The organism is Hahella sp. CR1 (assembly GCF_029813005.1).
In the GTDB taxonomy this organism is placed as follows: Bacteria; Pseudomonadota; Gammaproteobacteria; order Pseudomonadales; family Oleiphilaceae; genus Hahella.
Genome location: NZ_JAPELK010000002.1, coordinates 226,764 through 251,585, shown reverse-complemented (window position 1 = coordinate 251,585; position 24,822 = coordinate 226,764). Strand labels below are relative to the sequence as shown.

Below are 24,822 nucleotides of genomic sequence, written 5' to 3'. Positions count from 1 at the left end.
AGCGTCAGTCTTTGGCGGTCGCAATCACAGGTTTTCTGGGGCGACTATAGAAGAAGGTCAGCGCGCCAGCCAGGACAATCAGACCGCTTCCGATCCAGAGCTCCAGATAAATTTCCTCACTCCAGATTAACCATCCCAACAGGCCTGCAATCGGCAGCGACGCATAGCTGTACAGGCCTATTTTGCCCGGCGACGCCAGTGTATAGGCGTGAGTGGTTGATAACTGGCCGATTGTCGCCAGTATGGCGAATAGAAACAGCCAAAGCAGGGTGACCGGCTCCAGCGCCCGCCAGTACCAGAGCATGGGAATGCAGGACAGTAGCGTGCTGAACAGGTTGAAATAGAAAACAATACGGACGCTGGGTTCGGTAGCGCCTAAGCGACCGATGACCACTTTGGCTCCGGCGGCGAACAGCGCTCCGCACAATCCTGTGAGAATGGCGAGTTTCCCCGCGGCGGCAAGGCTGTCCGGTTGCAGGATAATCAGAACGCCAAGGAACCCCAATCCCAGAGAAAACGCCAAAACCGGCGTCGGACGCTCGCGTAGCCAGATCCAGGCGATGACTGGAATAAATAGCGGCAGCATCAGTTTCAGCATAGTGGCTTCCGCCAAACGAATGGACGCGAAGGTGTAGATCAGACAGGAAAAGGCGGCGACGCCAAGGGCGGCGCGGAGAAAATGAAGCGGCAATCGCTCGGTTTTGAAAGCGCTACGTCCAGAACGGAGCAGCAGGGGAGTCAGAAACGCCAGACCGAAGAGATTGCGGAAAAACACCATCTGCCAGACATGGGCTTCCAGGCTGATATGTTTCACCACCATGCCGGTAAGCACGAAAAAGCATTCGCCGAGAATGATGAACGCCACTCCCCGCAGAAAACGATCTTGCGGCATGCGCTGACAACCCTTGAAGATGGATGATTGCGACGCCGGGCAGTCTATATGTCTTTGACGTGATTAAGAAGCGCGTTTTTGGAGATTTCGCCCAGGAAGCGTTTGGGCGCCAGCTCCGCGCCATTGGCGTCAAAGAAGACGAACGCGGGAGGCCCGAATATGCCGTAGCGCTTGAGCAGCGCCTGATTGCCTTGGTCGTTGTCAGTGACGTCCGCCTTGATAAGATGAAAGCGGCTGAGTCCGGCTTGTACTTCGGGCAGGACGAAGGTTTCCCGCTCCATGATCTTGCAGCTGATGCACCAGTCGGCGTAGAAATCCACCATAACGGGCTTGCCGCTGGCGGAAGCTTTGGCGACTTCCTGGTCTAACTGCTCTGGTGAAGTGACTTTGACGAAAGACAGCGGCTGCGTGGAGGAGCCGCCTGTAGCCGCCGCCGCGGATTTGATCGCATAGGGCGCCAGAGGTTGCAGTGGGTCGTTAGCGCCCGCCGCTGCGCCCAGCATCAGCGTGACGGCGTAGACAAAGAACACCAGTCCCAGGCCTTTGCTGAGTTTCTGCCAGCCGCTCCAGCCAGATTCGACGTTGGTGAAGGCGCCCATGTAAACCGCAGACACGCCGATCAATACCGCCCACAAAGTCAGGGTGGCTTCCGGTGGCAGGATACGCTCCAGCATCCAGATGGCCACACCCAGCAGGGCGACGCCAAAGACATGCTTCACATGCTCCATCCAGGCGCCGGCGCGGGGCAACAGTTTGGTGCCGCCAGTGCCGAGTATCAGCAGCGGCAAGCCAATGCCCAGGCTGAGGCCGAACAATGCCATGCCTCCTTTGAACGCCGAGCCCAGGTAAGCCGCATATCCCAGCGCAGCGATGAGCGGCGCGGAAACGCAGGGCGACACCACCAGTGCGGATAGCAGGCCCATAATGAAAACGCTGAGGATTTCTCCGCCTTGTTGCTTGCTGTTCAGACCGCTGAGCTTGTCGCGCAAAAACGAAGGCATCTGCAGTTCGTAGAAACCAAACATGGATAGAGACAGCAGCACAAACAACCCGCTGAACAGAATCAAAATCCAGGGTTTTTGCACCTGCGCCTGAATGTTGGCGTCCTGACCCAGTTCGCCGAAGTGGCCAGCGGCGGCGCCCAGCGCGGTATACACAGCGGCCATGCCCATGATGTAGCTAAAGGACAGAATAAAAGAACGCAGCATGGTGACTTCTTTTTGCCCAACGATGATGCTGGACAGAATAGGCACCATGGGGAACACGCAGGGCGTAAACGCCAAACCAATACCCACGGCCATCAGGATGAAAAAGCTGAATAACAGGCCCTGGGCGATGAGGTAGTCTGTAATCGAGGTGGATGAGGTGAAATCAACGTCAGCAGCCTTGCTTGGGGATGGCGTGCTGGAAGTGACCGCGGTGCCTGAGCTGTTTTGACCTGTAGAGGGAGGAGTGGATGAGGGGGCGTCGTTTGTCGTTGCAGCTGGCGCAGGGCTATCCGACTCCGTTCCGATAAACAGCGTCGTTTCTGTCTGCGGCGGATAACACAAACCGGCTTCCGCGCACCCTTGATAGCGCACTTTGAACTCAACTTCAGCGCCTTCCTCCGCCGCCACTGGCACGCGGATTGTAAGCTCATCGTGGTAGACGTAGACCATGCCGAAGTAGGGATCTTCCTTTTCCTCTCCAGGGGAGGAATAGGTCCAGCGCCCTTGTGTTACGCCCTCTGCGTCTGTCGTCACTGACGTGCGGTCTTTGTACAGGTAATAGCCGTCAGCAATCGCCCAATGCAGGACTAACTCGTCCCCTTCCACCGATGACGTGAACCGGTAGGCTTCCTCTACGGGCAGGAATTCCGGTTCGGCCAGAAAACCGCTGTTGTCGCCGAACAGGTTATTTTCCGCTCTGACCGTGGCGCAGCAAAACAGCGTCAGTATGAATAGGGCTCTGAGTAGTAGGGGCATGTTTCTCGCTACTGGTGCTTAAAATTAATAGTGGCGCTATCCGGCGCTCCTGTTCCCCGGGCGTCCCTTCGGTTGCGCGGGTATGGACTGGTTCAATATGACAATTTACTGGGTTGAAGGTTCAAAAAACTTGAACTTCTCGTTGAAATTACAATTGATTACCTTATCCATAAAATCGATAATCGGCCATCATAATCCAAGGCCCCTGTCTGCGCGACTTTCTGCGGTTAAGTTAAACTATTTTTAAGATCCGCCTGAACGTGCCGCAACGCCTATACTCTAAGTGCTTCGCACGGGCGATGGGGCGTCCATAAGACGGGCATGCCGCCCGGCTTGATTGTAGCGACACGGAGCTGTCACGCATCGGGGTTTTTTACGCGTTGTCGAGTTATTCCAGATTAGACTTCTCCATGCCGGCCGCTACGGCGCATGACTTACAGCTTTTATTCGACGGCTTGTTCCGGGAAACATTGAATACAGTGCTGGTGCGGGGAGAAGGCGAGCCTATTTACTTACCCGCTTCCGCCACGGGCGGTTGCAATGAAATCCACTTTGCTCATGGCTTTGTGAACAGCGCTTTGCATGAGATTTCTCACTGGTGCATCGCGGGCGAAGCGCGTCGCAAGCTGACTGACTATGGGTACTGGTACGAGCCCGATGGCCGCAGCGCCCAACGTCAAGCGGAGTTTGAGCGGGTTGAAGTCAAGCCGCAGGCGTTAGAGTGGATTCTGGCGGAAGCCTGCGGCATAAAGTTTTTTATCAGTTTCGATAATCTCGACGGTCAAGGCGCCGCCGGGGAAGAGGCCTTCAAGGCCGCCGTTCATGAACAGGCGCGACGCTATCTGCAAGAAGGGTTGCCGCCGCGCGCCCAGCAACTTCTGGACTGTTTTTTGGACACATACTTAGGGCGGGAAAATTTCGGACTGTCTCTGTTTGCACTGGATAAGCTATGAATGTTTGCGGAGATCCCGGAATAACCCAAATAAGCGGTGCGCGATGGAGCGTCCGCGGATAAGCTTCTCAATATCCCATTCACCGGCCCTCGCGCGAAGAACGGGCGGTTGGCGAATGAGGCGTTGGCGGGCTTGTTTTAAACAACTTATTGCAAACATTGCAGGTCCAGTCGCCCATCGCATAAAGTATGTGGTTTGGACTACGTCGGTTTGCCGGGAATATCTTCAAAAATCATGACAGTTAGTGATCAAACGACGGATAACGCCGTCCTCTTTTCTTCTCTGAATTTACATCCAAAACTTGAGCAGGCTATTCGCGATCTGAATTTTGAGCGCTGCACTCCGATACAGGGGCAGACGCTGCCGCACACGCTGCAGGGCGTGGACCTGATCGGTCAGGCGCAGACAGGCACCGGCAAGACCGCCGCGTTTCTGATCACCATTCTGCAGCGACTGGTTTCCAATCCGATCCCAGCGGAAGAGCGCTTCTCCAGTGAGCCGAGAGCCCTGGTGGTAGCGCCGACCCGGGAACTGGCGTTACAGATCGAGAAAGACGCCTGCGCGCTCGCCAAGCACCTGAAATTGAATATTATCTCCGTCATCGGCGGCACCCAGCTGGATCGCCAGCGCAGAAAGCTGCGGGATGAAGCGGTGGATTTGCTGATCGCCACGCCGGGACGTTTGCTGGACCATCTCACCAGCGCTGATATATACCTGGATCAGGTGGAAGTGCTGGTGCTGGACGAGGCGGATCGCATGCTGGACATGGGCTTTATCCCTGACGTCAAACGTATTGTCCGGGCGACGCCGAGAGAGCGGCAAACCCTGCTGTTCAGTGCGACCTTTAGCGAAGACATCAAGAATCTGGCGCGGCGCTGGACCGAAGAGCCGGTGGAAGTCATGCTGGCGGTGGACCATCTTCCCGCGAAAACCGTGGATCAGCGCGTTTACATGGTGGAAAGCAGCGCCAAGCGCAAGCTGTTGGTGAACCTGTTGAAAGACAGCGAAACCCGTCGTGTGATCGTATTCTGTAACCGCCGCGATGAAACACGAAGCCTGTCGGAAGCTTTGAATCGCCATTCCATCAAAAATGAGCTTATCTCCGGCGAATTGCCCCAGCAAAAACGCTTGAAGACGCTGGAGCGCTTCCGTAAAGGCGACTTCCGCGTGTTGGTCGCCACTGATGTCGCGGGCCGTGGCCTGCATATCGATGGAGTGACTCACGTGGTCAATTACAATCTTCCCGACGACCCGGAAGATTACGTACACCGTATCGGACGCACCGGGCGCGCAGGCGCGACGGGCGTCTCCATCAGCTTCGCCTGTGAGGACGATTCCTTCCTGATTCCGGAACTGGAGAAATACCTGGGTCATGAGCTGGCTCTGATTCACCCGGATGATGATTTACTGCAGTAGCCGAGCATACCGACCAAGAGGAAAGGGAAGATGAAAATAGTTGCAGATGAGAATATTCCGCTACTGCAGCCGTTTTTCGGATCAATGGGAGAAGTTCATACGCTTCCGGGGCGAGAAATCAGCAACGAGCACCTGCGTGACGCGGATGTGCTGCTGGTGCGTTCCGTGACCAAGGTGGACGAGCGACTGCTGGAAAATACCGGCGTGAAGTTTGTCGGTTCCGCCACCATTGGTTGCAATCATGTCGACATGGACTACCTCACTTCACGGGGAGTGGGGTTCAGTAATGCGCCGGGTTGTAACGCCAGCGCAGTGGTCGAGTATGTGGTGAGCTGTCTGTCCGTACTGAGCGAGCAGTTGGGCTTCGAGCTGGAAGACAAGACCGTGGGCATTATTGGGCGAGGTGAAATCGGCGGGCGACTTGAGCGTGCGCTGACCTTGTTGGGGCTTGAGGTGAAATCCAATGACCCTCCCAGAGAGGCCGCTGGAGAGCAGAATCTGTTTTCTCTGGAAGAGGTGTTGCAGTGCGACATCATCACCTTGCACACGCCACTGACGGATTCCGGTCCCTACCCAACTCAGGGTTTGCTGAACGCGGCGATGATCGAGAACCTGCGTTCGGACCAGATTCTGATCAACACCTGTCGCGGCGAAGTGATTGACGAAGCCGCGCTCAAGGGCCGACTACAAAGGGGCGATGGCCTGACCGTCGCGCTTGACGTCTGGAACAACGAGCCCGCCATTGATGTGGAGCTGGCGATGCTTTGTCACTTCGCTACGCCGCATATTGCAGGCTACACGCTGGATGGCCGCACGGCGGGAACGGAGATCATTTACCAACATCTGAGTCGCTATCTCGGATTGCCGGTGAGACACAAACTTGGGCAGTTTTTACCTGAGCCGCCGCTGCGTAGAATGGCGTTTTCCTCTGGAGTAGATCCAGACTGGGCGTTGCACACTGCGATCAGAGCAAGCTATGACGTGCGTCATGACGATAGCCAGCTAAAGCGCACCTTGCGCCTGGATGCGCCCATGCGGGCTCAAGAGTTTGATCGTTTACGCAGAGAGTATCGCGTGCGCAGAGGGTTTGATCGCATCAAGATTGAACTCAAGGGCGGCAAAGCAGATCTTCTCGCCACCCTGAGCGCGGTTGGGTTTAATCTCAGCTCAAAGTAACTCAGCCTTTCTGCCGCTGGCGCATATTCATGTGCTGGCGGCTCCACGGATTCCAATTATCTTCCATCGCTTTCAACGCCTGCTGAATCATGGCCTCAGTGATGGGGATCTCTTCACCGTTTTCCGTAATGATGGCGGCGCCGTTCATGCGTTCTTCGTCGCCAGTCTCGCTTGCCGATTTACGCCAGTTGTTCGCTTGCATTTGCCCGGACCTCCAGAGTTTGCACCAGCCTAAACTTGTCTCATGACGATCCTGTGACACGAGATGGGCATCTGTTTTCAGAGTTTTTTACTCTCGGCAGACGTCCTTATCTCTAAAATTAGCCCATGGCGTCAGCTTGAGCTATCAGGCTCAGGAAGGCTCTCCCAAGGCATTATCGACAGAAAATGCGAAAAAGCTCGAAAAGTGGACGATAATATATTGAAAGGCAAACCAACCTGAATTGGCGCTTATTTGTGAATCATTGCAAAAAAATGATCATTCGGGCTCACAAGCAGCGACAGGCGGTCGATACTAAACTGTCGAAATTATCGTCACGGAAAGAGGCGATCAATCCATTCCGGCATGAACAAAGGCGTTACAATGTAGACGTCGCTGGATACTAGTCTTGGAGAAATGGCTGAGTGGGTGATAAAGCAGCGGTGTATTCTCCCAAGGATGTGGAAATACCATTCGAAAAGCTGGGACTGCAAGTTGGCGATCCTTTGCATCTGGAGAGCATGGACCAGAGTGCGCGCTATCATGTGCGCCTGATCGGGTTTGTACCCGGGCAGAGCGTGATGGTCACCACGCCTGTGGTTGACGGCAAACAGCTGATTTTGAAAAAGGATCGGCCGTTTACCGTGCGCTCTGTGGCGAAGAACAAAGTGTGCGCCTTCACCAGTCAGATTAAGCACATGGCGTTACAGCCTTTCGCTCATATTCATCTGGAATATCCCAAGGAGCTGCTGGCGCTGCAAGTGCGCAACGCCGAACGGCTCAAAGTGGAAATCCCCACTCAGGTCAACAGCGACTTCGATACCGGGTTGGGCGACTGGCCAAAAGAAGCGGTGATTATCGATGTCAGCAAGACCGGCGCCGGGGTGAAGTCCATCGTCAAACTGGGGGACGCTGGAGAAGAGGTGATTCTGCGTTTTACTTTGACGGTGGCGGATATCACCAAGACGTTTAACGTCAATGGCATCATCCGCAATCGCACTATTCTGGAGCAGGATGATGCGCCTTTCAGATACTTATATGGCGTGCAGTTCACTGGCTTGTCTGATGCGGCGAAGATCGTCATCAGCGGCTTTGTGCACGAGCTGCAATTGTCCAAGTAATCAACGGCAATCGTCAGAAATGAGAAAGCCCGGCTCAGTCTCCGGGCTTTTTGAGACGAAATAAGCGCCAACCTATTTCAGGACTAGGCAGGTTAAGCCTTTCTCTGGCTCTTAGCGATTGGCGGCAAGCGCGGCGATACGCTCATCCAGAGGAGGGTGGCTGGAAAACAGCGCTTTGAGTCCCTGTTTAACTCCCTCGGTTATGCCAAAAGCGGTCAGTGTGTCTGGCATTTCATTTGGCATCTGGGTTTCGGCTTGCAGACGTTGCAGCGCCGCAATCATCGCGCCGGAACCAGCCAGTTTGGCGCCCATGGCGTCAGCGCGGAATTCACGTTTACGGGAAAACCACATGACGATTATCGACGCGAGAATACCCAATATAATCTCGGCGAAGATGGTGGTGATGAAAAAGCCGATGCCGTGACCGTTTTCATTTTTGAAGACAGCCTTATCCACAATATTGCCGATAATGCGGGCGAAGAACATCACAAAGGTGTTAATAACGCCCTGTATCAGCGCCAGAGTCACCATATCGCCGTTGGCGACATGCCCGATCTCATGAGCCAGCACTGCGCGAATTTCGTCTTTGGTGAAGCGTCGCAGCAGCCCCTCGCTCACCGCCACCAGGGCGTCATTTTTGTTCCAGCCGGTCGCGAAGGCGTTTGACTGGTGTGCGGGAAAGATGCCGACTTCCGGCATACTAATTCCTGCTTCGCTGGAAAGCTCTTTTACGGTGTCCAGCAACCAGCGCTCTGTCGCATCACGGGGTTGCCCGATTATCTGGGTGCGAGTGGACATTTTCGCCATCCACTTGGACAGGAAGAGCGAGATCATCGCGCCGCTCATGCCGAATACGGCGCAGAAGATAAGGAGCGAGGTGAGATTCAGTCCGCTGCCCTGCAGATAGGGTTCAACCCCCAAAAGCCGCAACGTCACGCTCGCTACAAGCACTACAGCAATGTTGGTTGCCAGAAACAGTAGAATCCTGAACATAGTCGCCTCAAACTAAAGGGATAAGCCTACTGGGAAAATATGTTTCGGGTGGGGGAAAATCAATAAATCAGGGATTAAAGATTATTAACCGATCAGGGCGCAGAACAGGCTTTTAAAAGGTGAAACTCTAAACTTGGCTGAGTGTTAGTGAGAGGCGTTTTTCATCAGGTTCCCACTAACATGATGCGTATATATTTTATGCTCGGTATCATTCATCTGTTTTTTGTTGCGCTCATGGGACTAAGTAAGTTACTTGATCCCTTGCGCTGCCAGTACTTCTGAAGATAGTCCGCAGGCATAAAATGCTTTGCCTTGCTCTTGTGCTTTATGAATGGCGCGCTCTATTTCGTTGGGGTCTTCGTTAGCTAGGCCATAGTCATTTGCGTTGTGCTTAATGCATTTCCAAAGGTCCAGTAACTCCATATGATTGCTTTTCAGATATTCGTGAAATCTCACCAGGGCGTCTTGCAGATCTTTGCCAGGCGCAGCAATGATGCCTGCCGCATAGGTCGAGCCATCCATGTTCATGGGGGTGTTAGGGCTTAATGACGCCTTATGATGAATAAGCCATATCTCTTCAGTATCCATTTGATGTCTCGAATATGAAAGTAAGGGGGGCTGTCGTTGCAGGTAACTAGAAGGACGCTTCTTGTCTGCCTGATTAATAATTCCACCTTTTTTGACCCAGTGTAACAAGTGTTTTTTAAATGCGTTTTTGATAAAAACTAATGCCGCACAACCAAGTAATTCAGGGCGAGAATTCACTAAGGCGCTTTGGGAGAAGGTTTTTGCGGGCTGGGGTAGGGGAAACCAACGGTCGCGATGCGGGGCTGGCGCGAGTGGCGATATTTATGGCCAGACCGATTGGCTCAAGCTGAGCCTTGTTCCATACGGGGCGGCTTCTCCGCTTCCACCCACTGCGTCATCCAATCTCGAAACGCCTCCATCGCTGGGGTGGGCGACCGGGACTTCAGTCGCGTCAGCCAGTATCCGCCTTCGGAAATAAAGCAGGAAAACGGCTGTTGAATGGTCCCGGAGGCGAGATGGCGGGCGAACATCAGTGGTGGCGCCAAAGCCACGCCCACACCTTGCAATGCGGCTTCCATCATGGCGATAGACGAGTCGAAAACAATGCCCTTTATCAAGTTGGCCGGTTGCGCCATGCCGGCGGCGGCGAACCAGTTGCTCCATTCGTTGGCGCGATAGGATCGCAACAGCGTGTGTCCGCTCAAATCTTCCGGCGTGCGCAACGTTTCCGCCAGGGCGGGGATGCATAAAGGCGTTAACGGCGCTTCGAAAAGCGGTGCGGCGTCGACGCCATGCCAGGCTCCGTCCCCGAACCGGATGGCGTAATCCAGGCCTTCCGCGGCGATATCCACGCGATTGTTATTGGTTGACAGACGTACTTCCACAAAGGGGTGCTGCTGCTGAAAGTCAGCCAGACGCGGCAGTAGCCATCCCACCGCAAAAGTGCCCACCACTCCCAACGACAGCACTTCGCGAACTTGCCTTCCCTCAAGCCGGGACAACGCCTCAGACATGCGGTCGAACGCCTGATTGACGGTGGGTAACAGCGCCTCGCCCTCTGGCGTGATCATGAGCCCGCGGGGCAGGCGTTTGAACAGCTTCACGTTGAGGCGCTCTTCCAGCACCTTGACCTGGTGACTGACGGCGGCCTGAGTGACGCAAAGTTCGATGGCGGCCTGGGTGAAACTCAGGTGTCGCGCGGCGGCTTCAAAAGCTCTGATGGCGTTAAGAGGAAGGTGTGGTCTGGCCATGGATACCCAAATTAAATTTATGGCTAATGCAAAAATTGGTCGTTTGTTATCAATTCTCCTGGATCATAAGCTATCCATCCCTAAGCGTTAAGGGCTTTGTTGCTGGTTTGGTATAAATATAATTTGTGCTTTTCAGGCCGGACCCTTTTTCGACGTTTATAAAGCCAACGCTTAGTCACTTCATTCAACATGGCGAGTAATCTTGGAGATACTTATGAGTTTTTTGGTGACGCGTCGTCGTTTGACGGCGTTACTGGGATCGGCGTGCGTAGGCGGGCTATTGATTTTTTCCGGCGTCAGCGCAGCGGCGGATAAGCCTGTTCAGTTGGAAAAGGTTTTTGCAAAACTGGAAGATCGGCTGGGCGCGCGCATGGGAGTGATGGTGCTGGATACGCAGACCGGCCGAACCTGGGAGCAGCGTGGACAGGAACGTTTTCCCCTGTGTAGTACCTTTAAAGTGCTGGCCTGCGCGGCGTTGCTGGCGAAAGTGGACGCCGGCGAGGAAAATCTGGCGCGCCGCGTCCAGATTCAAGCTCGGGATATTGTTACCTATTCTCCTGTCACCAAGGACCGTATCGGCGGAGAGGGAATGACCCTGGGAGAGCTGTGCCAGGCGGCCATGACCAAAAGCGATAATACGGCGGCCAATCTGGTGCTGAAAGCGGTCGGCGGTCCGCCCAAGCTGACCGAGTACCTGCGTGGTCTGGGGGATGAAATCACCCGTCTGGATCGCTGGGAAACTGAACTGAACGAGGCGACGCCGGGGGACCCACGGGATACGACCTCGCCTGCGGCAATGACGTCTACATTGCGGAAGCTGTTCTTGAACTCTCCGCTGTCGCCCGCATCCCGTCAGCAACTGACTGCCTGGTTTCTCGCGAACGAAACGGGCGACGCCAAGTTGCGCGCAGGCTTGCCGCAAGACTGGCGCATTGGCGACCGTACTGGCGGCGGCGCTTACGGCTCTACCAATGACGTGGCGGTGATCTGGCCGCAGGGGCGCGAGCCTCTGATCGTGACCGTGTATATCACAGAGACGGAAGCGACTTTTGACGATCGCAACAAGGCGATTGCCGATGTGGGTCGCGCAGTGGGAGCGGCGTTTCAGCCCTGAAGTAGGAATCGCTAAAGCGAATATTCAAAACAAGGGTAAATCGGACTTACCCTTGATACGTCTGTCTGGCTCAACGGAGTGGGGCGTATGTTTTATCAGTGCTGCGCAGGCGCAAACAGGATGCATTGCATGAGCTCCGCCAATTGCGTGGAAGTCGCTTTATGCAGCGCCTTCTTGATGAGCTGGATATTGCTCATGGCGGTATTGGGCATGGCGTCGCCGCTTTCTTCCAAAGCGCTGATAAAACGTTGCAGGGTCGGCGAGACGGCTTGATTGACGGCCAGACTGTTGAGTTTCAAAAAGGCCGGTTGAGTTAGCACCGCCTGATCGATGGCTTCCTGTCTGATAGTGTCCACGAAGCGAATCAGCCCCTCTTCCGACAGCCAGATCATGGCGGCGAAACAGGCTTGATGTCGCACACTGTGCAGCCCGAACTCATCCGGCGTGTCCGCACCGGAAATATCCTCCACAAAGACGGCGCTTTTGCGGGGAAAAGAGTTATAGAGCTGAATCAGGACTTTGGCTGCGTCCTTGTAGAACTCTTCTATGTGTATTTCTGGCACGATTCAATTCTCGGTTAGTTCGCTATAAAGGCGGACGCCTGCCGGAGCGCGTCCGCCGCAAAGGCGACGAATTATTGTTCGTAGCCTTGCAGGAAGTGGCTGATGCGGCCAACCGCGCCCTCCAGTTCATCCACCCTCGGCAGGAACACCAGCCGGAAATGCTGAGTGTCCGGCTGATTGAAGGCGGAGCCCTGAACGATCAGGATGCGCTCCTGCCGCAGCAGATCCAGCACCATCTTCTCGTCATTGTGGATGGTCAGTACCTTGGGATCAATTTTAGGGAAGAGGTACATGGCTCCGCGTGGTTTGACGCAACTGACGCCGGGGATCTGCGAAATCAGATTGTAGGCGGTGTCGCGCTGCTCCAGCAGGCGTCCGCCCGGGGCCACCAGATCGTTGATGCTCTGGTAGCCGCCCAATGCGGTTTGAATGCCAAGTTGCGCCGGCACGTTGGAGCACAGACGCATGGAGCTGAGCATGGTCAGGCCTTCAATGTAGTCATAGGCGCGCAATTTGGCGCCGCTGACGATCAGCCAGCCGGCGCGATAGCCTGCCGCCCGATAGTTTTTGGACAGGCCGTTGAAGGTCAGGAACAACAGATCGTCCGCCAATGAGGCGATACAGGTGTGCTCCGCTTCGTCATAGAGAATCTTGTCGTAAATCTCGTCGGCGAGGACGATCAGACGGTGGCGGCGCGCCAGCTCTACGATTTGCTGCAACAATTCCCGGGAATAGACGGCGCCGGTGGGGTTGTTGGGGTTAATAATGACGATCGCCTTGGTGCGCTCGGTGATCTTGCTTTCGATGTCCGCAATATCCGGGAACCAGTCCGACTGCTCATCACAGCAGTAGTGGACGGCGCGGCCGCTGGACAAAGTAACGGCGGCGGTCCACAGCGGATAATCCGGCGCTGGAATCAACACTTCGTCGTTGGTGTTCAGCAGCGCCTGCATCGCCATGACGATCAGCTCGCTGACGCCATTGCCCAGGTAAATGTCCTCGATATCCACGTTGGCGATGCCGCATTGCTGGGTGTAATGCTGCACCGCCTTGCGCGCGGCGAACAGACCTTTAGAATCCGCATAACCTTGCGCATGGCTGAGGTTGTAAATAACGTCTTGCTGGATCTCTTCCGGAACGTCAAACCCGAATGGGGCGGGGTTGCCGATATTGAGTTTCAGGATTCGATGACCTTCTTCTTCCAGGCGTTTTGCTTCCTGGAGCACTTGTCCACGAATTTCATAACAGACGTGGAGCAACTTATTTGATTTCTTGATTTCATGCATACTTAAACCGCTGCCGGGAACTGGCCTATAAGAAACATATATATAGAACATAAAAGGGGGCTGCGTATTATTCAATTGATGTCCCCATAATTACAAGCGGGATGCGGAAAGTCGCATATCGCAGTCTTGTGTCGGCGCAAGGTGCGGAACAATTCAGCGCCGCCTGCGTCAAAGTAAATGGAATATCGTTCAAGCGAGCAGAGAGTAATTGAGTCGGAGGCCTTATGGATAAAGTAAAGAAAAGCGACCAGGAGTGGCGCCAACAACTAACGGATGAGCAGTATCGGGTGACCCGAGGGAAGGGGACGGAGCGTCCTTTCACGGGCGAATATTACGACACGAAAGACGCGGGCGTGTATGTTTGCGTCTGCTGCGGCGAGCCGCTGTTCACCTCGGAGAATAAATACGATTCCGGCTGTGGATGGCCCAGTTTTTGGGCTCCGTTGGAAAAAGAAAAAATCACGGAAGAAATGGATATGAGCCATATGATGGTGCGCACGGAAATCCTGTGCAGCAAGTGCGACGCGCACCTGGGACATGTTTTTGACGATGGCCCGCAGCCCACCGGGCAGCGCTATTGTGTGAACTCCGCCTCGCTGCGCTTTCATTCCGCTGACGGCGACGCCAAACAGGACGACGAATAACCGGCGCTCCGCGTCTCAGGAGAATAATCGTGAAATTTGCAGATCGGCTGGCGGCGGTGCGGGACCGCTTCGGCTCCGACGAGGCTATGCGCGCTGCGTTATCAGTGGCGGCGGATGCAGAGCAACTGACGCAACAGTCCGACGCTTACTATCTTTCCAATATCAGTCGGCGGATATTTCGCGCCGGGCTGAAGCACAGTTTTGTCGACTCTCGCTGGCCGGCTTTTGAAGAAGCGTTTTTCGGCTTTGAGCCGGAAAAAGCAGAGCTGTTATCGGAGTCCGATCTGGATGAGCGTATGAAAGACGCTCGGCTCATCCGGCATTGGGGCAAGATGTGTTCGATTCCTTATAACGCCGCGATGGTGAGAGAAGTCTCCCGCGCTCATGGCGGATTCGGTCGTTTTCTGGCGGAATGGCCGGAGACGGATATTGTCGGATTGTGGCGTTATCTCTCCAAACAGGGCAAGCAAATGGGCGGGCAATCAGGGGCGCGTTTCTTGCGGATGGTCGGCAAGGACACCTTTTTGCTGACGGACGATGTGGTCGCCGCGCTCAAAGTGATGGGTGTGGTGGAGAAAATCCCGACTTCGCAGAAGCAACTGCAGCATACCCAGGCGTTTTTCAATGAGTTGGCGCACACCTACTCATTTCAGCTCTGCCAGCTGAGCCAGATCCTGGCCTACAGCGTTGGCTAATCGCTGAGAAAACGGGCAGGGCCGAGTACGCAATGATCGCCGCCTGGAGTCTGCCTGGCGGCGAAGTTTTGTGACCCTGAACGCAAAAGATCTCAGGAGAGATTGAAAATATATATTGTGCACAATATTATTTTTCGAAATACAAAGGAGGAACCTATGAGCGTTTACGACTATCAGGTAGAGGACATCAAAGGCGCGAAGCGGGACATGTCTGAATTCAAGGGCAAGGTGCTGTTGATCGTCAACACCGCCAGCAAATGCGGCTTCACGCCACAGTTTTCCGGTCTGGAGTCCTTGTATGAGAAATACAAAGATCAGGGCCTGGAAGTTTTGGGGTTTCCCTGTAACCAGTTCATGCAGCAAGACCCCGGAGAGAACGCTGAGATTGCCGAGTTTTGCCAGCTTAACTATGGCGTCAGCTTCCCGATGTTCGCCAAGATCGATGTCAACGGCGATAGCGCGCATCCTCTTTATAAGTTTCTGAAGAGCCAATCTAAAGGGCTATTGGGGACGGAGGGGATCAAATGGAATTTCACCAAATTCCTGGTGGACAAGAACGGTAAAGTTCTTGAGCGCTTTCCGCCCACCGCTACGCCAGAGAAGCTGGAAAAGCCGATCAAGGAACTGTTGGCGTGACGCTACCCGCTTGTCAGGAGGGACGGGAAGATCAATTGCTGGCGTTGGATAACCAGATTTGTTTTCTGCTGTATTCCTGCTCCCGCAGCATGACGTCTCTCTACCGGCCTCTGTTGAATGAGTTGGGGCTGACCTATCCGCAGTATCTGGCCATGCTGGTGCTGTGGGAGGGGGACAAATCCGGTGAGGCGATGAGCATCAAGCACATCTGCGAGCGCCTGTTGCTGGATACCGGGACAGTGACGCCGCTACTGAAGCGATTGCAGCAGCAGGGGCTGATCACCCGTCAGCGCTCAGCGGAAGACGAGCGTAGTGTTTTGCTGGGGCTGACTGACGCGGGAAGGGAGCTTAAGGCGCGGGCGGCGAAAGTGCCGATGCAATTGCTGTGTAAGGCGAACGTGGCGATTGAGGAGCTTGAACGTTTGAAAGGCGATTTACGCGGCTTTCTGGATCGAATTCAGCAACTGAGCTGAGGCGTTTAGGCAAATTTGCTGCTGGCGGCCGCTGCAACAGGGTCTTCCAGCCATTTCGCCAGCATTTGGGTGAGCGCTTTTTTCTCGTAAGGCTTGGTGAGGTAGTCATTCATGCCGCAGCTGAGACAGCGCTCTTTGTCGCCCTGCATGACGTTTGCGGTGACCGCGATGATAGGCAGGGCGTCGTACTTGGCGTTCTGACGAATCAGTCGCGTGGCCTCGTAGCCGTCCATGACTGGCATATGGCAGTCCATCAAAATGATGTCGTAATGGTCGTTGCCCACCAGATCCAGGGCGTCCTGTCCGTTGTTGGCGATGCTGACCTCGTAACCCAGCTTGCGCAGGATGGTTTTCGCCACCAGCTGGTTAACCTGGTTGTCTTCCACCAGCAGCACATGTTTCTGGCCTACCGGCGCCTCCGGCATATCCGTCCCTTCCGTAATCACCGCAGCCCCGCCAGGGTTGGCGGCCTTGTACAGGGTGTCGTACAGCCGGTCGCGGCTGACTGGCGCACTGATCATCTGCTCAATGCGCATGGCTTTGAAGGCGTCAGTGTCAGACGGAATGTTTTGCCGCGCCACCAGAATCATATGCACGTTTTCTATGTCCTGATGCTCCACCAATAGCGGGGAGAGAGATCGGGAATCGAACAAAATAATAGTATTGGGCTCAAAACGCTGTTCTTTTAACTGAACGTCCTGTGGGTGTTCATAAGGATAGGAAGCGCAGGGCAACTTCCAGTTCTGCAGCTCGGCGCTGATGCATTCAAAGGTGCGATTCTCTGTCTGATGCAGCAGCACAAAATGATGTTTGAACAGGCTTTCGTCCACCTTCGGGCTGGGCGTGTTGTGGTCCGCCAGCAGGGGCAGGGTGACCATGAAGCTGCTGCCGCGCCCTCGTTCTGAATCCACCTCAATCTTGCCGCCCATATGGGTCACCAGCTGCCGACACAGGGTCAGACCGAGACCGGTGCCGCCGTATTTACGGGTGATGTCGGCGTCGCCTTGAGAGAAGGGGGAGAAAATAGACTCCAGCCGGTCCGCTTCGATGCCGATGCCGGTATCGGATACGCGGATCTCCACGCTCTGGTTTTTCAGAATGCTCAGGCTGACGGTCACGCTGCCGGTCTCGGTAAACTTGATGGCGTTACCAGTCAGGTTGCTGACGATCTGGCGAATACGGGTGGGGTCGCCGTAAACCCTCTCAGGGAAGGTGGGGTCAATATTGGTGTACAGGGCCACGTTCTTGGCGTGTGCGTTTTGCGCCAACAGACGGGACACGTCCTCGACGGTCTTGCGAAGATCGAAGGCGATGTTCTCCAGCGTCAGCTTGCCGGCTTCCACTTTGGAAATGTCCAGGATGTCGTTGAGCAACTCCAGCAAGGCGACGCCGGAGCTATAGGCGACATTGAGCTGTTCTTTCTGCTTCTCGGACAGCGGCTCTTCCAGCGTCAGGCTGATCATGCCCAGTACGCCATTGAACGGGGTGCGAATCTCGTGGCTCATATTGGCGAGGAAGTCCGCCCTGGCTTTGGCGCGGCTGACCGCTTCCTCTTTGGCGACGCGCAGGTCGTGGTTGCTCTTGATGAGCTGTTTGTTCTTCTCGGACAGCTCTTTGGTGCGGCTGTCGACGATCTGTTCTAACTGCTCTGAATAGGTCTTCAGGCGCGATTCGGCTTTCTTCAGCTTATTCAGGTTCTCATCGATAGCCTGCAACTGGTTGTTGGTGGAGTTGACCAGGACGCCGATTTCATCCATTTCATGGCCCTTGGGCACAGGCAGGCGGATTTTCTCAGGGGTCTCCGGATCGACTTCGCTGACCGCGGAGATCACTTTCACCAGCGGCTGGGTCAGCATGATATAGAACAGAATCAGCAGCACCGCGGAAAGGATCAAGCTGCGTAAAAAGCCGGACACAAGGGTAAATGCCGCCCGCTTGAGAAACTCCGCGCCGCTGGGATAAGTGTCCACGACCACATTCAGGTCGCCCAGAACAAAGTCATTCAGCTGCGGTACGAATAGCGTTTCAGTGTAGGTGCGACTGGGTTGGAACAGCAGGTCGCTGAGCCAGCGGTAGGCGGAGGTCTGCGGCTCGCGTTCTTTACTGGCCAGCAGCCGATTGTCCGTGTCGATAATCTCCGCATGGATGATCGAAGGGTGCTCAAGCAGCCCGTCCAACAACTCTGCGGCGAGTCTGGCGTCAATGTTATAGGCGATCTGTGAGGCCGGCGCATGGCTGATCGCGACGACCGCGCGAATTTCCGCGTCTAGAGAATTTTTTTCGTTGAGAAAGTCGATGATGACCTGGATCAGACTCAGCACCATGCCCAGCAGCAAGGCTACGGCGACGGTGTTGCGCGCCAGTCGGAAGGATAGTCGGTTGTTGATGCTAATTTTCAAGGGTTATTCCCATGAACGCCAAGCGAGCGGCGGAGACAGAGGAAACTGTCCGGCGCTCCGCCGGTCAGGAAAGCACAAGCGCTGTCCGGGCCGTCCGCTCTAATCATAAGACTGCTTTTTCTTCCACTTTTCTTCTTCTGTCATCATCTTGTCCAATTGCGCGCTCAGCCTGTCGCTTCCTTCCGCAACTGCTTCAGATTTGGTCTGCGCCGCTTCAGTGGCAAGTTTTTCCAGCTCTTTGATGCGTTGACGATAAATAAGCATGCTTTTCTGCGCAAGGGGATTCTTCTCTATTTTGCCCAAAGCCTCGATAGCGTCATGATAATGATGAATAGCGATGCGTGGCCGGTTGGTGGCCAGGGCGTGTTTGGCCTTGTTGACGTGGGAGTCCGCCAGGGAGCGGACAATCAGGAATTGGGTGTTGAGGAGGTGTTTGACGCCCGCTTTCTTTTCTATGCGGCCTTTTTTGACCTGCACCTCAATGAACTTGTACAGCCCCTTGAGCAGTTTGCGGACTTCCTGCATCACTGCCTGATTTTGCAGATCAAGCTGAGGGAAGTCGGCCTGACTATTTATATTCTCCTTTATGACTTCCCACTCTTCGGCCTGGCTTTCGTGATCGCCCCGATGACCGAGATTGGCGAGCTCCTTGATGGTTTCCTGGGCGCGCGCCACCACCAGCAGACGAATGTCTTTGGCGGCGTATTGGGGCGGCAATCCGGTGGCCAGCGCTTTCAACAGACGCAAACGGTCGAGCAAAGCGTTGAGCTGACGTTGCCGGGCGTCCTTCGCCTTTTCGCGCCACTGTCCCAAGTAAATCAGAAGCAACACCAAAATAATGACGCCGCCTATTAAGGCGGTAATATTCGTTGCAGACATCTGGGTCGTATATTTTCTATATAAATTTAGAACTTACGGAAAGTATAGATGAAACTGGGAAAGTCTACGGATTTCTGCAAAAAAATGTCTGTCTGGGTGAAGAGGGCGGCTGCCTGACGAAACTACGCCGATAGAGACTTTGGCGTTACAAAAAGCTGCAAAATTCCCCGCGTTTGCGATATGTCGGACCAGCGTTCCATGTCAAAGCGGACTTGAGCGACGCCGCAGGTGGGGAGGTTAGCGATGCGGCTGTCGGAAATAGCGTTTAGCAGGTCTGTAAAACCGGGATTGTGTCCAATAATTGTGAGATTGGCTTGCGTTTGCTGTTTGATCAGAGCCAGGAGTGTGGTGTAATCCGCCTCGTAAATTTTGGCGTCCTCCTGCGCTACTTTTAATAGCGCGGGATTGTCCTGGCCCAGTAATTGCAGAGTTTTCCGGGTTCTGCGTGAAGGACTCAGCAGGCATACATCGGTGGAGAATTTCATATTCTTCAGCAAACCGCCAATCCTGGGCGCGTCCCTTAATCCCCGTGTTCCCAGCGGCCTTTCCAAATCAGGCAGTTGTGAATTTTCCCAGGAGGATTTTGCGTGACGGATCAGGGTTAGAGTGTGCATGAGGGGCTGCCGGAATTTGCGCGAACTCGTATTTATAACGTGAAAATTATTCTGCCATCAATTAATTCAGGCGTGCGTCAACATTGTGCGTCGATGGAGAATTGTAATAGCATCCGCACTGTAATGATAAAAAGATCGTTCAGTCCTAGATCTACCAAGGATAATTATATGAAAAAAACTATAATTGCTGCTTGTATGGGGTTAACTTTGGTTCAGCCGGCGATCGCCGCGGACTTCAAACCGGCCGTTGTTTACGATAAAGCCGGCAAGTTCGACAAGTCATTCAATGAGGCGGTTTTTCGAGGAGCGGAGAAGTTTAAAAAGGACACCGGCGTTGAAGTGAAAGAGGTGGAGCCTACTAATGAGGCTCAGGTTGAGCAAGGTCTCGAGAAGTTAGCTCGTCGCGGCTCCAGCCCGATTGTAGCGGTTGGTTTCAGCCAGGCGAATGCGGTGTCTTCAGTCTCCGCAAAATATCCAGACGTTCAGTTCACTTTGATCGACATGGTTGTGGACAATCCTAACGTTCACTCCATCGTGTTCAAAGAACATGAAGGTTCATTTTTGGTCGGCGCATTGGCGGCGATGAAGTCCGCAACCGGTAAAGTCGGTTTTATCGGCGGTATGGACATCCCTCTGATTCGTAAGTTTGGCTGCGGCTTCGAGCAGGGCGCCAAGTACGAAAATCCGAAAGCGGAAGTTTTCACTAACATGATCGGCTCCACCGGCGCGGCGTTCAATAACCCGGGCAAAGCGGCGGAACTCGCCAAGAGCCAGTTTGACAGCGGCGCGGACGTTATCTTCGCAGCGGCTGGCAGCAGCGGCAGCGGCGTATACCAGGCGGCCAAAGACGTGGGCAAATACGCTATCGGCGTAGACAGCAACCAGAACCACCTGCATCCAGGCACCATGCTGACTTCTATGGTTAAGCGTGTTGACGTAGCAGCGTACAGCAACTGGATGGCGGCCAAAGACGGCAAGTGGGAGCCAGGCGTTGAAGCCTTAGGGTTGGCGGAAAACGGCGTTGATTGGGCGCTGGACGAATACAACCGTTCGCTGGTGACCAAGGAAATGGAAGAGAAGGTCAATCAGATCAAGGCGGATATCATTTCCGGCAAGATCAAAGTGCACGACTACATGTCTGACAACAGCTGCAAATACTAAGCGGGTTGTGAATTTAACGACGGCGTTGTAAGCGCCGCCACGAAAGAAATATCGCCGGGCGTGAAGGGCCCGAAGCCGGGTTTTTAGACGCCCCGGGACAAGTTTTTTCTTGCCCGGGTCTGTCATTTATCTTGACTACTTGGTCAGAAAAATGAGAAAAAACCCTGCGCGGGTGCTTAAGCCCGGCGGATTTCCGAGTAAACTAACAACCGATAAACCAATTCGGGATTTCCCATTTCCATGACTAGTAACGCATTGCAGCTTGAGAGTATCAGCAAGCGGTTCGGCGCTGTATTGGCTAATTCGGACGTTAGCCTTTCCGTCGAACAGGGAACTATACACGGCGTCATTGGTGAAAACGGCGCAGGTAAGTCGACCCTGATGAGCATACTCTACGGCTTTTATCAGGCGGACAGCGGTTCCATCAAAGTTTTCGGCAAGGAAGCAAAAATCCACGATTCTCAGGACGCCATCGACGTCGGCATCGGCATGGTGCATCAGCACTTCATGCTGGTGGATACCTTCACTGTGCTGGAGAACATTACTCTGGGTTGCGAAGGCAGCATGTTGCTGAGCAAGGGCCAGGCGCAGGCGCGCGAGGCTTTGAGTAAACTGTCCCGGGAGTACAACCTTAAAGTTGACCCTGACGCCTTGGTTGGCGAGCTGCCGGTCGGCGTACAGCAGCGGGTGGAAATCCTGAAGGCGCTGTACAAAGGCGCAAAAATTCTGATCCTGGACGAGCCCACCGGCGTACTGACGCCGCAGGAAACAGACGACCTGTTCAAGATACTGTTATCTCTGAAAGAGCAGGGCGTGACCGTCCTTTTGATCACACACAAACTGAAAGAAATCATGCACGTGACGGACAATGTGTCCGTTATGCGTCAAGGCAAGATGGTGGCCCATCGCCATACAGCGGAAACCAACCCCGAAGAGCTCGCTGAGCTGATGGTCGGGCGCAAGGTGGTACTGCAATTGGAGAAGCCTGCGACGGATGCCGGCTCCAAAGCGCTCACCGTCTCCAACCTGAAAGTGCGCGACGCCCAAGGCATTGAGCGGGTGAAAGGAGTTTCCTTTGAAGTCGCGGCTGGCGAAATAGTCGGCATTGCAGGGGTGTCCGGCAATGGACAGACCGAGCTGATGGAAGCGCTGGCGGGTATGGTTTCACCGGAATCCGGGGAAATTCGCTACGGCGACCTGTTAATTTCCGCTGATCATAAAGTCTGCCCCTCTGAGATGCGCAAAGCCGGTGTGGCCCACGTGCCGGAAGACCGCCATCGGGTTGGCCTGGTGACCTCTTTCAGCGCCAGTGAAAACGCCATTCTGGGCTATCATCGCAGCTCTGCCTGGAATAGTAAGGGCGTACTAAGCGGCGCTACCGTTGGTAAGCACTGCGCGGAATTGATGGCCGATTTCGACGTACGTCCCCAGGACCCCACCCTTAAATGCGCCAACTTCTCCGGCGGCAACCAGCAGAAACTTATCCTCGCCCGTGAACTCGATCAGACGCCTAAAGTGTTGCTGGTAGGCCAGCCAACGCGCGGCGTGGACATCGGCGCGATTGAGTTTATCCATCAGCGTCTGTTGGATATGCGCAACCGCGGCGGCGCCATTCTGTTGGTATCCGTAGAGCTGGATGAGATTCTTTCTCTGAGCGACCGCATCATCGTCATGTGCGACGGCCGCGTCACTGGAGAGTTAGCCGCCTCGGAGGCGGATGAATGTACGCTGGGGCTGATGATGTCGTCGTCCCGGGATATCAACGCCAGCGAAGAGAAAGAATAATGAAAGGTCTGGATCGTAATTTGCCCACTTGGGTCAATGTCGGCTTGTTGCCGTTATTGAACGTCGTTACCGCATTGCTGGTATCCGCCGTGGTGTTCTGGCTGATCGACGTTAACCCGCTGGAAGCGGCTGAAATTCTGTTGTACGGCGCCTTTGGCTATCAGGAAGGCATAGGGTTTACGTTGTATTACACCACTAACTTCATCTTTACTGGTCTGGCTGTAGCGATCGCTTTCCACGTCGGTCTTTTCAATATCGGTGGCGAAGGTCAGGCCTACATTGGCGGCCTGGGCGTCGGCCTGCTGTGTCTGGCGTTGGATGCCTCCGTGCCCGGGCCGGTGTTGCTGTTGCTGAGCACTCTGGCCGCTGCGCTGTTCGGGGCCGCCTGGGCGTTTATCCCGGGCTGGCTGCAGGCCTATCGCGGCAGCCACATCGTTATCACCACGATCATGTTCAACTTCCTGGCGTCATCGCTGATGGTTTATCTCATGGTGAACGTTCTGCGTGAACCGGGACAGATGGCGCCGCAAAGTCGCGCTCTGGCGGAAACTGCCTGGCTGCCTTTTATGCATGACTTGTTCGCGGCGATTGGCATTGAGTTTGAACGCTCTCCATTGAACATTTCTCTGTTCTTGGCTTTGCTGTGCGCATTTGGGGCCTGGGTATTTATCTGGAAAACCAAGTGGGGCTACGAGATTCGCACCGTCGGCAGCAACCAGCAGGCGGCGGTCTACGCGGGTATCAAACCTGCGCGGGTGATGTTGCTGGCCATGGCGATCTCCGGCGCTTTGGCGGGCTTCGTAGGCGTTAATGAAATCAATGGCGTGCAGCATCGTCTGTTGCTGGATTTCCATTATGGATATGGGTTTGCAGGTATTGCGGTCGCTCTGATGGGGCGCAACCATCCCATCGGCATCGTGCTGGCGGCGCTGCTGTTCGGCGCGTTGTATCAGGGCGGCGCTGAGCTGGCTTTTGAAATGTCCAACGTGAACCGGGACATCGTCGTGGTCATGCAGGGTCTGGTTATTTTGTTCTGTGGCGCCTTGGAGTTCTTGTATAAGCCCTTGATCGCCAATATGTTCAAGGAGAAAACGGCATGATCGATACCTTGATTCTCACTTTGGACGCCACCATGCGCGTGTCCACGCCTCTGATTTTCGCCGCTTTCGCAGGCATGTTTTCCGAGCGCTCCGGCGTGGTGGACATCAGCCTGGAAGGTAAGATGCTGGCGGCGGCGTTCACTGCGGCGGCGGTCGCTTACCTGACCAATTCCGCATGGCTGGGTCTAGGCGCGGCCATTATGGTTTCCGTGTCTCTGGCGATGTTGCACGGCGTCGCCTGTGTCACGTTCCGCGGTAATCAGGTCGTCAGCGGCGTGGCCATCAACATCCTGGCTGCGGGCCTGACGATGACGCTGGGCCTGAGCTGGTTCAAGCAGGGCGGACAGACTCCGCAGCTGACTGACGCCGCCCGCTTTTCCATTATTGAGTTCCCGGGCGCGGAGATGATGAGGGATGTGCCGGTAATCGGCGGCATCTATTCTGAAATGCTCAGCGGCCACAATATCTTTGTTTACTTGGCCTTTTTGGTCGTGCCGTTCTCCTGGTGGCTGTTGTTCCGCACGCGCTTCGGCTTGCGTCTGAGAGCCGTTGGCGAGAACCCGAAAGCAGTGGATACCGCTGGAATTTCCGTGCATCGCATGCGCTACGCCGCATTACTGTGCGCAGGCATTTTGTGCGGCTTCGCCGGCGCCTATATTTCCTCCGCTCAGAATGCACAGTTCGTACGGGATATGACGGCTGGGCAGGGCTTTATCGCGCTGGCTGCGTTGATTTTTGGTAAGTGGCGTCCTCTGCCTGTTCTGGGCGCCTGTCTGCTGTTCGGATTCCTCGACGCTGTCGCCGTGCGCTTGCAGGGCGTGGAAATTCCCGGGTTGGGCAAGGCGCCGATTCAGTTGATTGAGGCGTTGCCATACATCCTGACGGTAGTTCTGCTGGCGGGCTTCTTTGGCAAAGCGGTGGCGCCCAAGGCGATCGGCTTGCCTTATGTGAAAGAACGTTAGGTCAAACACTGATAAAGAC

General features: G+C 54.8%; 24 protein-coding genes. 13 read left to right on the top strand and 11 right to left on the bottom strand.

Features of this window, described 5'->3' with window-relative positions; all coding sequences use genetic code 11:
• Positions 1–4: 4 nt before the first annotated feature.
• Positions 5–892 (bottom strand): DMT family transporter, encoded by an 888-nt coding sequence (locus tag ONV78_RS06640; RefSeq protein WP_279502067.1) that lies wholly within the window; start codon positions 890–892, stop codon positions 5–7.
• A 44-nt stretch (positions 893–936) separates the two neighbouring features.
• The gene (dsbD, locus tag ONV78_RS06635) at positions 937–2,856 is read right to left on the bottom strand and encodes a protein-disulfide reductase DsbD (protein WP_279502066.1); all 1,920 of its coding nucleotides are present in this window, start codon (positions 2,854–2,856) and stop codon (positions 937–939) included.
• 410 nt (positions 2,857–3,266) lie between these two features.
• Here dsbD and ONV78_RS06630 point away from each other — a divergent pair, with 410 nt between their 5' ends.
• The 3 genes from ONV78_RS06630 to pdxB all read left to right on the top strand — a co-directional run bounded on the left by ONV78_RS06630 (position 3,267) and on the right by pdxB (position 6,401).
• Positions 3,267–3,809 carry an elongation factor P hydroxylase gene (locus tag ONV78_RS06630; RefSeq protein ID WP_216739125.1) on the top strand — a complete coding sequence of 181 codons (543 nt, stop codon included), beginning with the start codon at positions 3,267–3,269 and terminating at the stop codon, positions 3,807–3,809.
• Positions 3,810–4,043: 234 nt separating this feature from the next.
• A complete protein-coding gene (locus ONV78_RS06625; RefSeq protein ID WP_216739126.1) occupies positions 4,044–5,225 on the top strand; it encodes a DEAD/DEAH box helicase in 1,182 nt (393 codons plus the stop codon).
• 30 nt (positions 5,226–5,255) lie between these two features.
• On the top strand, positions 5,256–6,401 hold the full coding sequence (gene pdxB, locus ONV78_RS06620; protein ID WP_216739127.1) for a 4-phosphoerythronate dehydrogenase PdxB: 1,146 nt from the start codon (positions 5,256–5,258) through the stop codon (positions 6,399–6,401).
• A 1-nt stretch (position 6,402) separates the two neighbouring features.
• On the opposite strand, the gene ONV78_RS06615 is transcribed toward pdxB, so the two are convergent.
• Positions 6,403–6,603: a PA1571 family protein gene (locus ONV78_RS06615; protein WP_216739131.1), complete on the bottom strand. Its 201-nt coding sequence runs from the start codon at positions 6,601–6,603 to the stop codon at positions 6,403–6,405.
• Positions 6,604–7,025: 422 nt separating this feature from the next.
• Here ONV78_RS06615 and ONV78_RS06610 point away from each other — a divergent pair, with 422 nt between their 5' ends.
• Positions 7,026–7,721 carry a flagellar brake protein gene (locus ONV78_RS06610; RefSeq protein ID WP_279502063.1) on the top strand — a complete coding sequence of 232 codons (696 nt, stop codon included), beginning with the start codon at positions 7,026–7,028 and terminating at the stop codon, positions 7,719–7,721.
• 111 nt (positions 7,722–7,832) lie between these two features.
• On the opposite strand, the gene htpX is transcribed toward ONV78_RS06610, so the two are convergent.
• The 3 genes from htpX to ONV78_RS06595 form a co-directional block, all read right to left on the bottom strand.
• Positions 7,833–8,714: a protease HtpX gene (gene htpX, locus ONV78_RS06605; protein WP_279502061.1), complete on the bottom strand. Its 882-nt coding sequence runs from the start codon at positions 8,712–8,714 to the stop codon at positions 7,833–7,835.
• Positions 8,715–8,963: 249 nt separating this feature from the next.
• Positions 8,964–9,479 (bottom strand): hypothetical protein, encoded by a 516-nt coding sequence (locus tag ONV78_RS06600; protein ID WP_279502059.1) that lies wholly within the window; start codon positions 9,477–9,479, stop codon positions 8,964–8,966.
• A 104-nt stretch (positions 9,480–9,583) separates the two neighbouring features.
• Positions 9,584–10,492, bottom strand: a complete 909-nt coding sequence (locus tag ONV78_RS06595; protein WP_279502058.1) for a LysR family transcriptional regulator — start codon at positions 10,490–10,492, stop codon at positions 9,584–9,586.
• A gap of 214 nt (positions 10,493–10,706) precedes the next feature.
• Between ONV78_RS06595 and bla the strand changes: the two genes are divergently transcribed.
• Positions 10,707–11,606 carry a class A beta-lactamase gene (gene bla / locus ONV78_RS06590; RefSeq protein WP_279502057.1) on the top strand — a complete coding sequence of 300 codons (900 nt, stop codon included), beginning with the start codon at positions 10,707–10,709 and terminating at the stop codon, positions 11,604–11,606.
• Positions 11,607–11,701: 95 nt separating this feature from the next.
• On the opposite strand, the gene ONV78_RS06585 is transcribed toward bla, so the two are convergent.
• Together ONV78_RS06585 and ONV78_RS06580 are read right to left on the bottom strand one after the other, a co-directional pair.
• The gene (locus ONV78_RS06585; RefSeq protein WP_279502055.1) at positions 11,702–12,169 is read right to left on the bottom strand and encodes a hypothetical protein; all 468 of its coding nucleotides are present in this window, start codon (positions 12,167–12,169) and stop codon (positions 11,702–11,704) included.
• Positions 12,170–12,240: 71 nt separating this feature from the next.
• On the bottom strand, positions 12,241–13,455 hold the full coding sequence (locus tag ONV78_RS06580; protein ID WP_279502053.1) for a pyridoxal phosphate-dependent aminotransferase: 1,215 nt from the start codon (positions 13,453–13,455) through the stop codon (positions 12,241–12,243).
• A 224-nt stretch (positions 13,456–13,679) separates the two neighbouring features.
• On the opposite strand from ONV78_RS06580, the gene msrB reads away from it, so the two are divergent.
• The 4 genes from msrB (at position 13,680) to ONV78_RS06560 (ending at position 15,903) form a co-directional block, all read left to right on the top strand.
• Entirely contained in the window at positions 13,680–14,099 is a 420-nt protein-coding gene (gene msrB, locus ONV78_RS06575; protein ID WP_279502051.1) for a peptide-methionine (R)-S-oxide reductase MsrB, read from the top strand.
• Positions 14,100–14,128: 29 nt separating this feature from the next.
• A complete protein-coding gene (locus tag ONV78_RS06570) occupies positions 14,129–14,794 on the top strand; it encodes a DNA-3-methyladenine glycosylase I (RefSeq protein WP_279502049.1) in 666 nt (221 codons plus the stop codon).
• Between the two features lie 156 nt (positions 14,795–14,950).
• Positions 14,951–15,430: a glutathione peroxidase gene (locus ONV78_RS06565; RefSeq protein ID WP_216735725.1), complete on the top strand. Its 480-nt coding sequence runs from the start codon at positions 14,951–14,953 to the stop codon at positions 15,428–15,430.
• Positions 15,427–15,903: a MarR family transcriptional regulator gene (locus tag ONV78_RS06560; protein WP_279502045.1), complete on the top strand. Its 477-nt coding sequence runs from the start codon at positions 15,427–15,429 to the stop codon at positions 15,901–15,903. Before ONV78_RS06565 ends, ONV78_RS06560 begins: the two co-directional genes overlap by 4 nt.
• Positions 15,904–15,908: 5 nt before the next feature.
• Here ONV78_RS06560 and ONV78_RS06555 read toward each other — a convergent pair whose 3' ends face one another.
• From ONV78_RS06555 to ONV78_RS06545, 3 genes are all read right to left on the bottom strand, one after another.
• Positions 15,909–18,302 (bottom strand): ATP-binding protein, encoded by a 2,394-nt coding sequence (locus ONV78_RS06555; protein WP_279502044.1) that lies wholly within the window; start codon positions 18,300–18,302, stop codon positions 15,909–15,911.
• Positions 18,303–18,401: 99 nt separating this feature from the next.
• A complete protein-coding gene (locus ONV78_RS06550; RefSeq protein ID WP_279502043.1) occupies positions 18,402–19,181 on the bottom strand; it encodes a hypothetical protein in 780 nt (259 codons plus the stop codon).
• A gap of 122 nt (positions 19,182–19,303) precedes the next feature.
• Entirely contained in the window at positions 19,304–19,795 is a 492-nt protein-coding gene (locus tag ONV78_RS06545) for a histidine phosphatase family protein (protein WP_279502041.1), read from the bottom strand.
• 168 nt (positions 19,796–19,963) lie between these two features.
• Here ONV78_RS06545 and ONV78_RS06540 point away from each other — a divergent pair, with 168 nt between their 5' ends.
• The 4 genes from ONV78_RS06540 to ONV78_RS06525 all read left to right on the top strand — a co-directional run bounded on the left by ONV78_RS06540 (position 19,964) and on the right by ONV78_RS06525 (position 24,803).
• Positions 19,964–20,956 (top strand): BMP family ABC transporter substrate-binding protein, encoded by a 993-nt coding sequence (locus ONV78_RS06540; RefSeq protein ID WP_279502039.1) that lies wholly within the window; start codon positions 19,964–19,966, stop codon positions 20,954–20,956.
• A gap of 240 nt (positions 20,957–21,196) precedes the next feature.
• Complete coding sequence (locus tag ONV78_RS06535) at positions 21,197–22,741, top strand: ABC transporter ATP-binding protein (RefSeq protein WP_279502037.1); 1,545 nt, start codon at positions 21,197–21,199, stop codon at positions 22,739–22,741.
• Positions 22,741–23,841 (top strand): ABC transporter permease, encoded by a 1,101-nt coding sequence (locus ONV78_RS06530; RefSeq protein WP_279502036.1) that lies wholly within the window; start codon positions 22,741–22,743, stop codon positions 23,839–23,841. The genes ONV78_RS06535 and ONV78_RS06530 overlap by 1 nt, the downstream gene beginning before the upstream one ends.
• Positions 23,838–24,803, top strand: a complete 966-nt coding sequence (locus ONV78_RS06525) for an ABC transporter permease (RefSeq protein ID WP_127969704.1) — start codon at positions 23,838–23,840, stop codon at positions 24,801–24,803. The genes ONV78_RS06530 and ONV78_RS06525 overlap by 4 nt, the downstream gene beginning before the upstream one ends.
• The last annotated feature ends 19 nt before the right edge of the window (positions 24,804–24,822 follow it).

Bases quoted from the DNA above. Each gene is read 5' to 3' on its own strand.
- ONV78_RS06545 (WP_279502041.1), bottom strand. From the start codon at position 19,795: ATGCACACTCTAACCCTGATCCGTCACGCAAAATCCTCCTGGGAAAAT.
- ONV78_RS06580 (WP_279502053.1), bottom strand. From the start codon at position 13,455: ATGCATGAAATCAAGAAATCAAATAAGTTGCTCCACGTCTGTTATGAA.
- ONV78_RS06565 (WP_216735725.1), top strand. From the start codon at position 14,951: ATGAGCGTTTACGACTATCAGGTAGAGGACATCAAAGGCGCGAAGCGG.
- ONV78_RS06535 (WP_279502037.1), top strand. From the start codon at position 21,197: ATGACTAGTAACGCATTGCAGCTTGAGAGTATCAGCAAGCGGTTCGGC.
- ONV78_RS06550 (WP_279502043.1), bottom strand. From the start codon at position 19,181: ATGTCTGCAACGAATATTACCGCCTTAATAGGCGGCGTCATTATTTTG.
- msrB (WP_279502051.1), top strand. From the start codon at position 13,680: ATGGATAAAGTAAAGAAAAGCGACCAGGAGTGGCGCCAACAACTAACG.
- pdxB (WP_216739127.1), top strand. From the start codon at position 5,256: ATGAAAATAGTTGCAGATGAGAATATTCCGCTACTGCAGCCGTTTTTC.
- bla (WP_279502057.1), top strand. From the start codon at position 10,707: ATGAGTTTTTTGGTGACGCGTCGTCGTTTGACGGCGTTACTGGGATCG.
- ONV78_RS06625 (WP_216739126.1), top strand. From the start codon at position 4,044: ATGACAGTTAGTGATCAAACGACGGATAACGCCGTCCTCTTTTCTTCT.
- htpX (WP_279502061.1), bottom strand. From the start codon at position 8,714: ATGTTCAGGATTCTACTGTTTCTGGCAACCAACATTGCTGTAGTGCTT.
- ONV78_RS06630 (WP_216739125.1), top strand. From the start codon at position 3,267: ATGCCGGCCGCTACGGCGCATGACTTACAGCTTTTATTCGACGGCTTG.
- ONV78_RS06530 (WP_279502036.1), top strand. From the start codon at position 22,741: ATGAAAGGTCTGGATCGTAATTTGCCCACTTGGGTCAATGTCGGCTTG.
- ONV78_RS06595 (WP_279502058.1), bottom strand. From the start codon at position 10,492: ATGGCCAGACCACACCTTCCTCTTAACGCCATCAGAGCTTTTGAAGCC.
- ONV78_RS06615 (WP_216739131.1), bottom strand. From the start codon at position 6,603: ATGCAAGCGAACAACTGGCGTAAATCGGCAAGCGAGACTGGCGACGAA.
- ONV78_RS06640 (WP_279502067.1), bottom strand. From the start codon at position 892: ATGCCGCAAGATCGTTTTCTGCGGGGAGTGGCGTTCATCATTCTCGGC.
- dsbD (WP_279502066.1), bottom strand. From the start codon at position 2,856: ATGCCCCTACTACTCAGAGCCCTATTCATACTGACGCTGTTTTGCTGC.
- ONV78_RS06525 (WP_127969704.1), top strand. From the start codon at position 23,838: ATGATCGATACCTTGATTCTCACTTTGGACGCCACCATGCGCGTGTCC.
- ONV78_RS06540 (WP_279502039.1), top strand. From the start codon at position 19,964: ATGAAAAAAACTATAATTGCTGCTTGTATGGGGTTAACTTTGGTTCAG.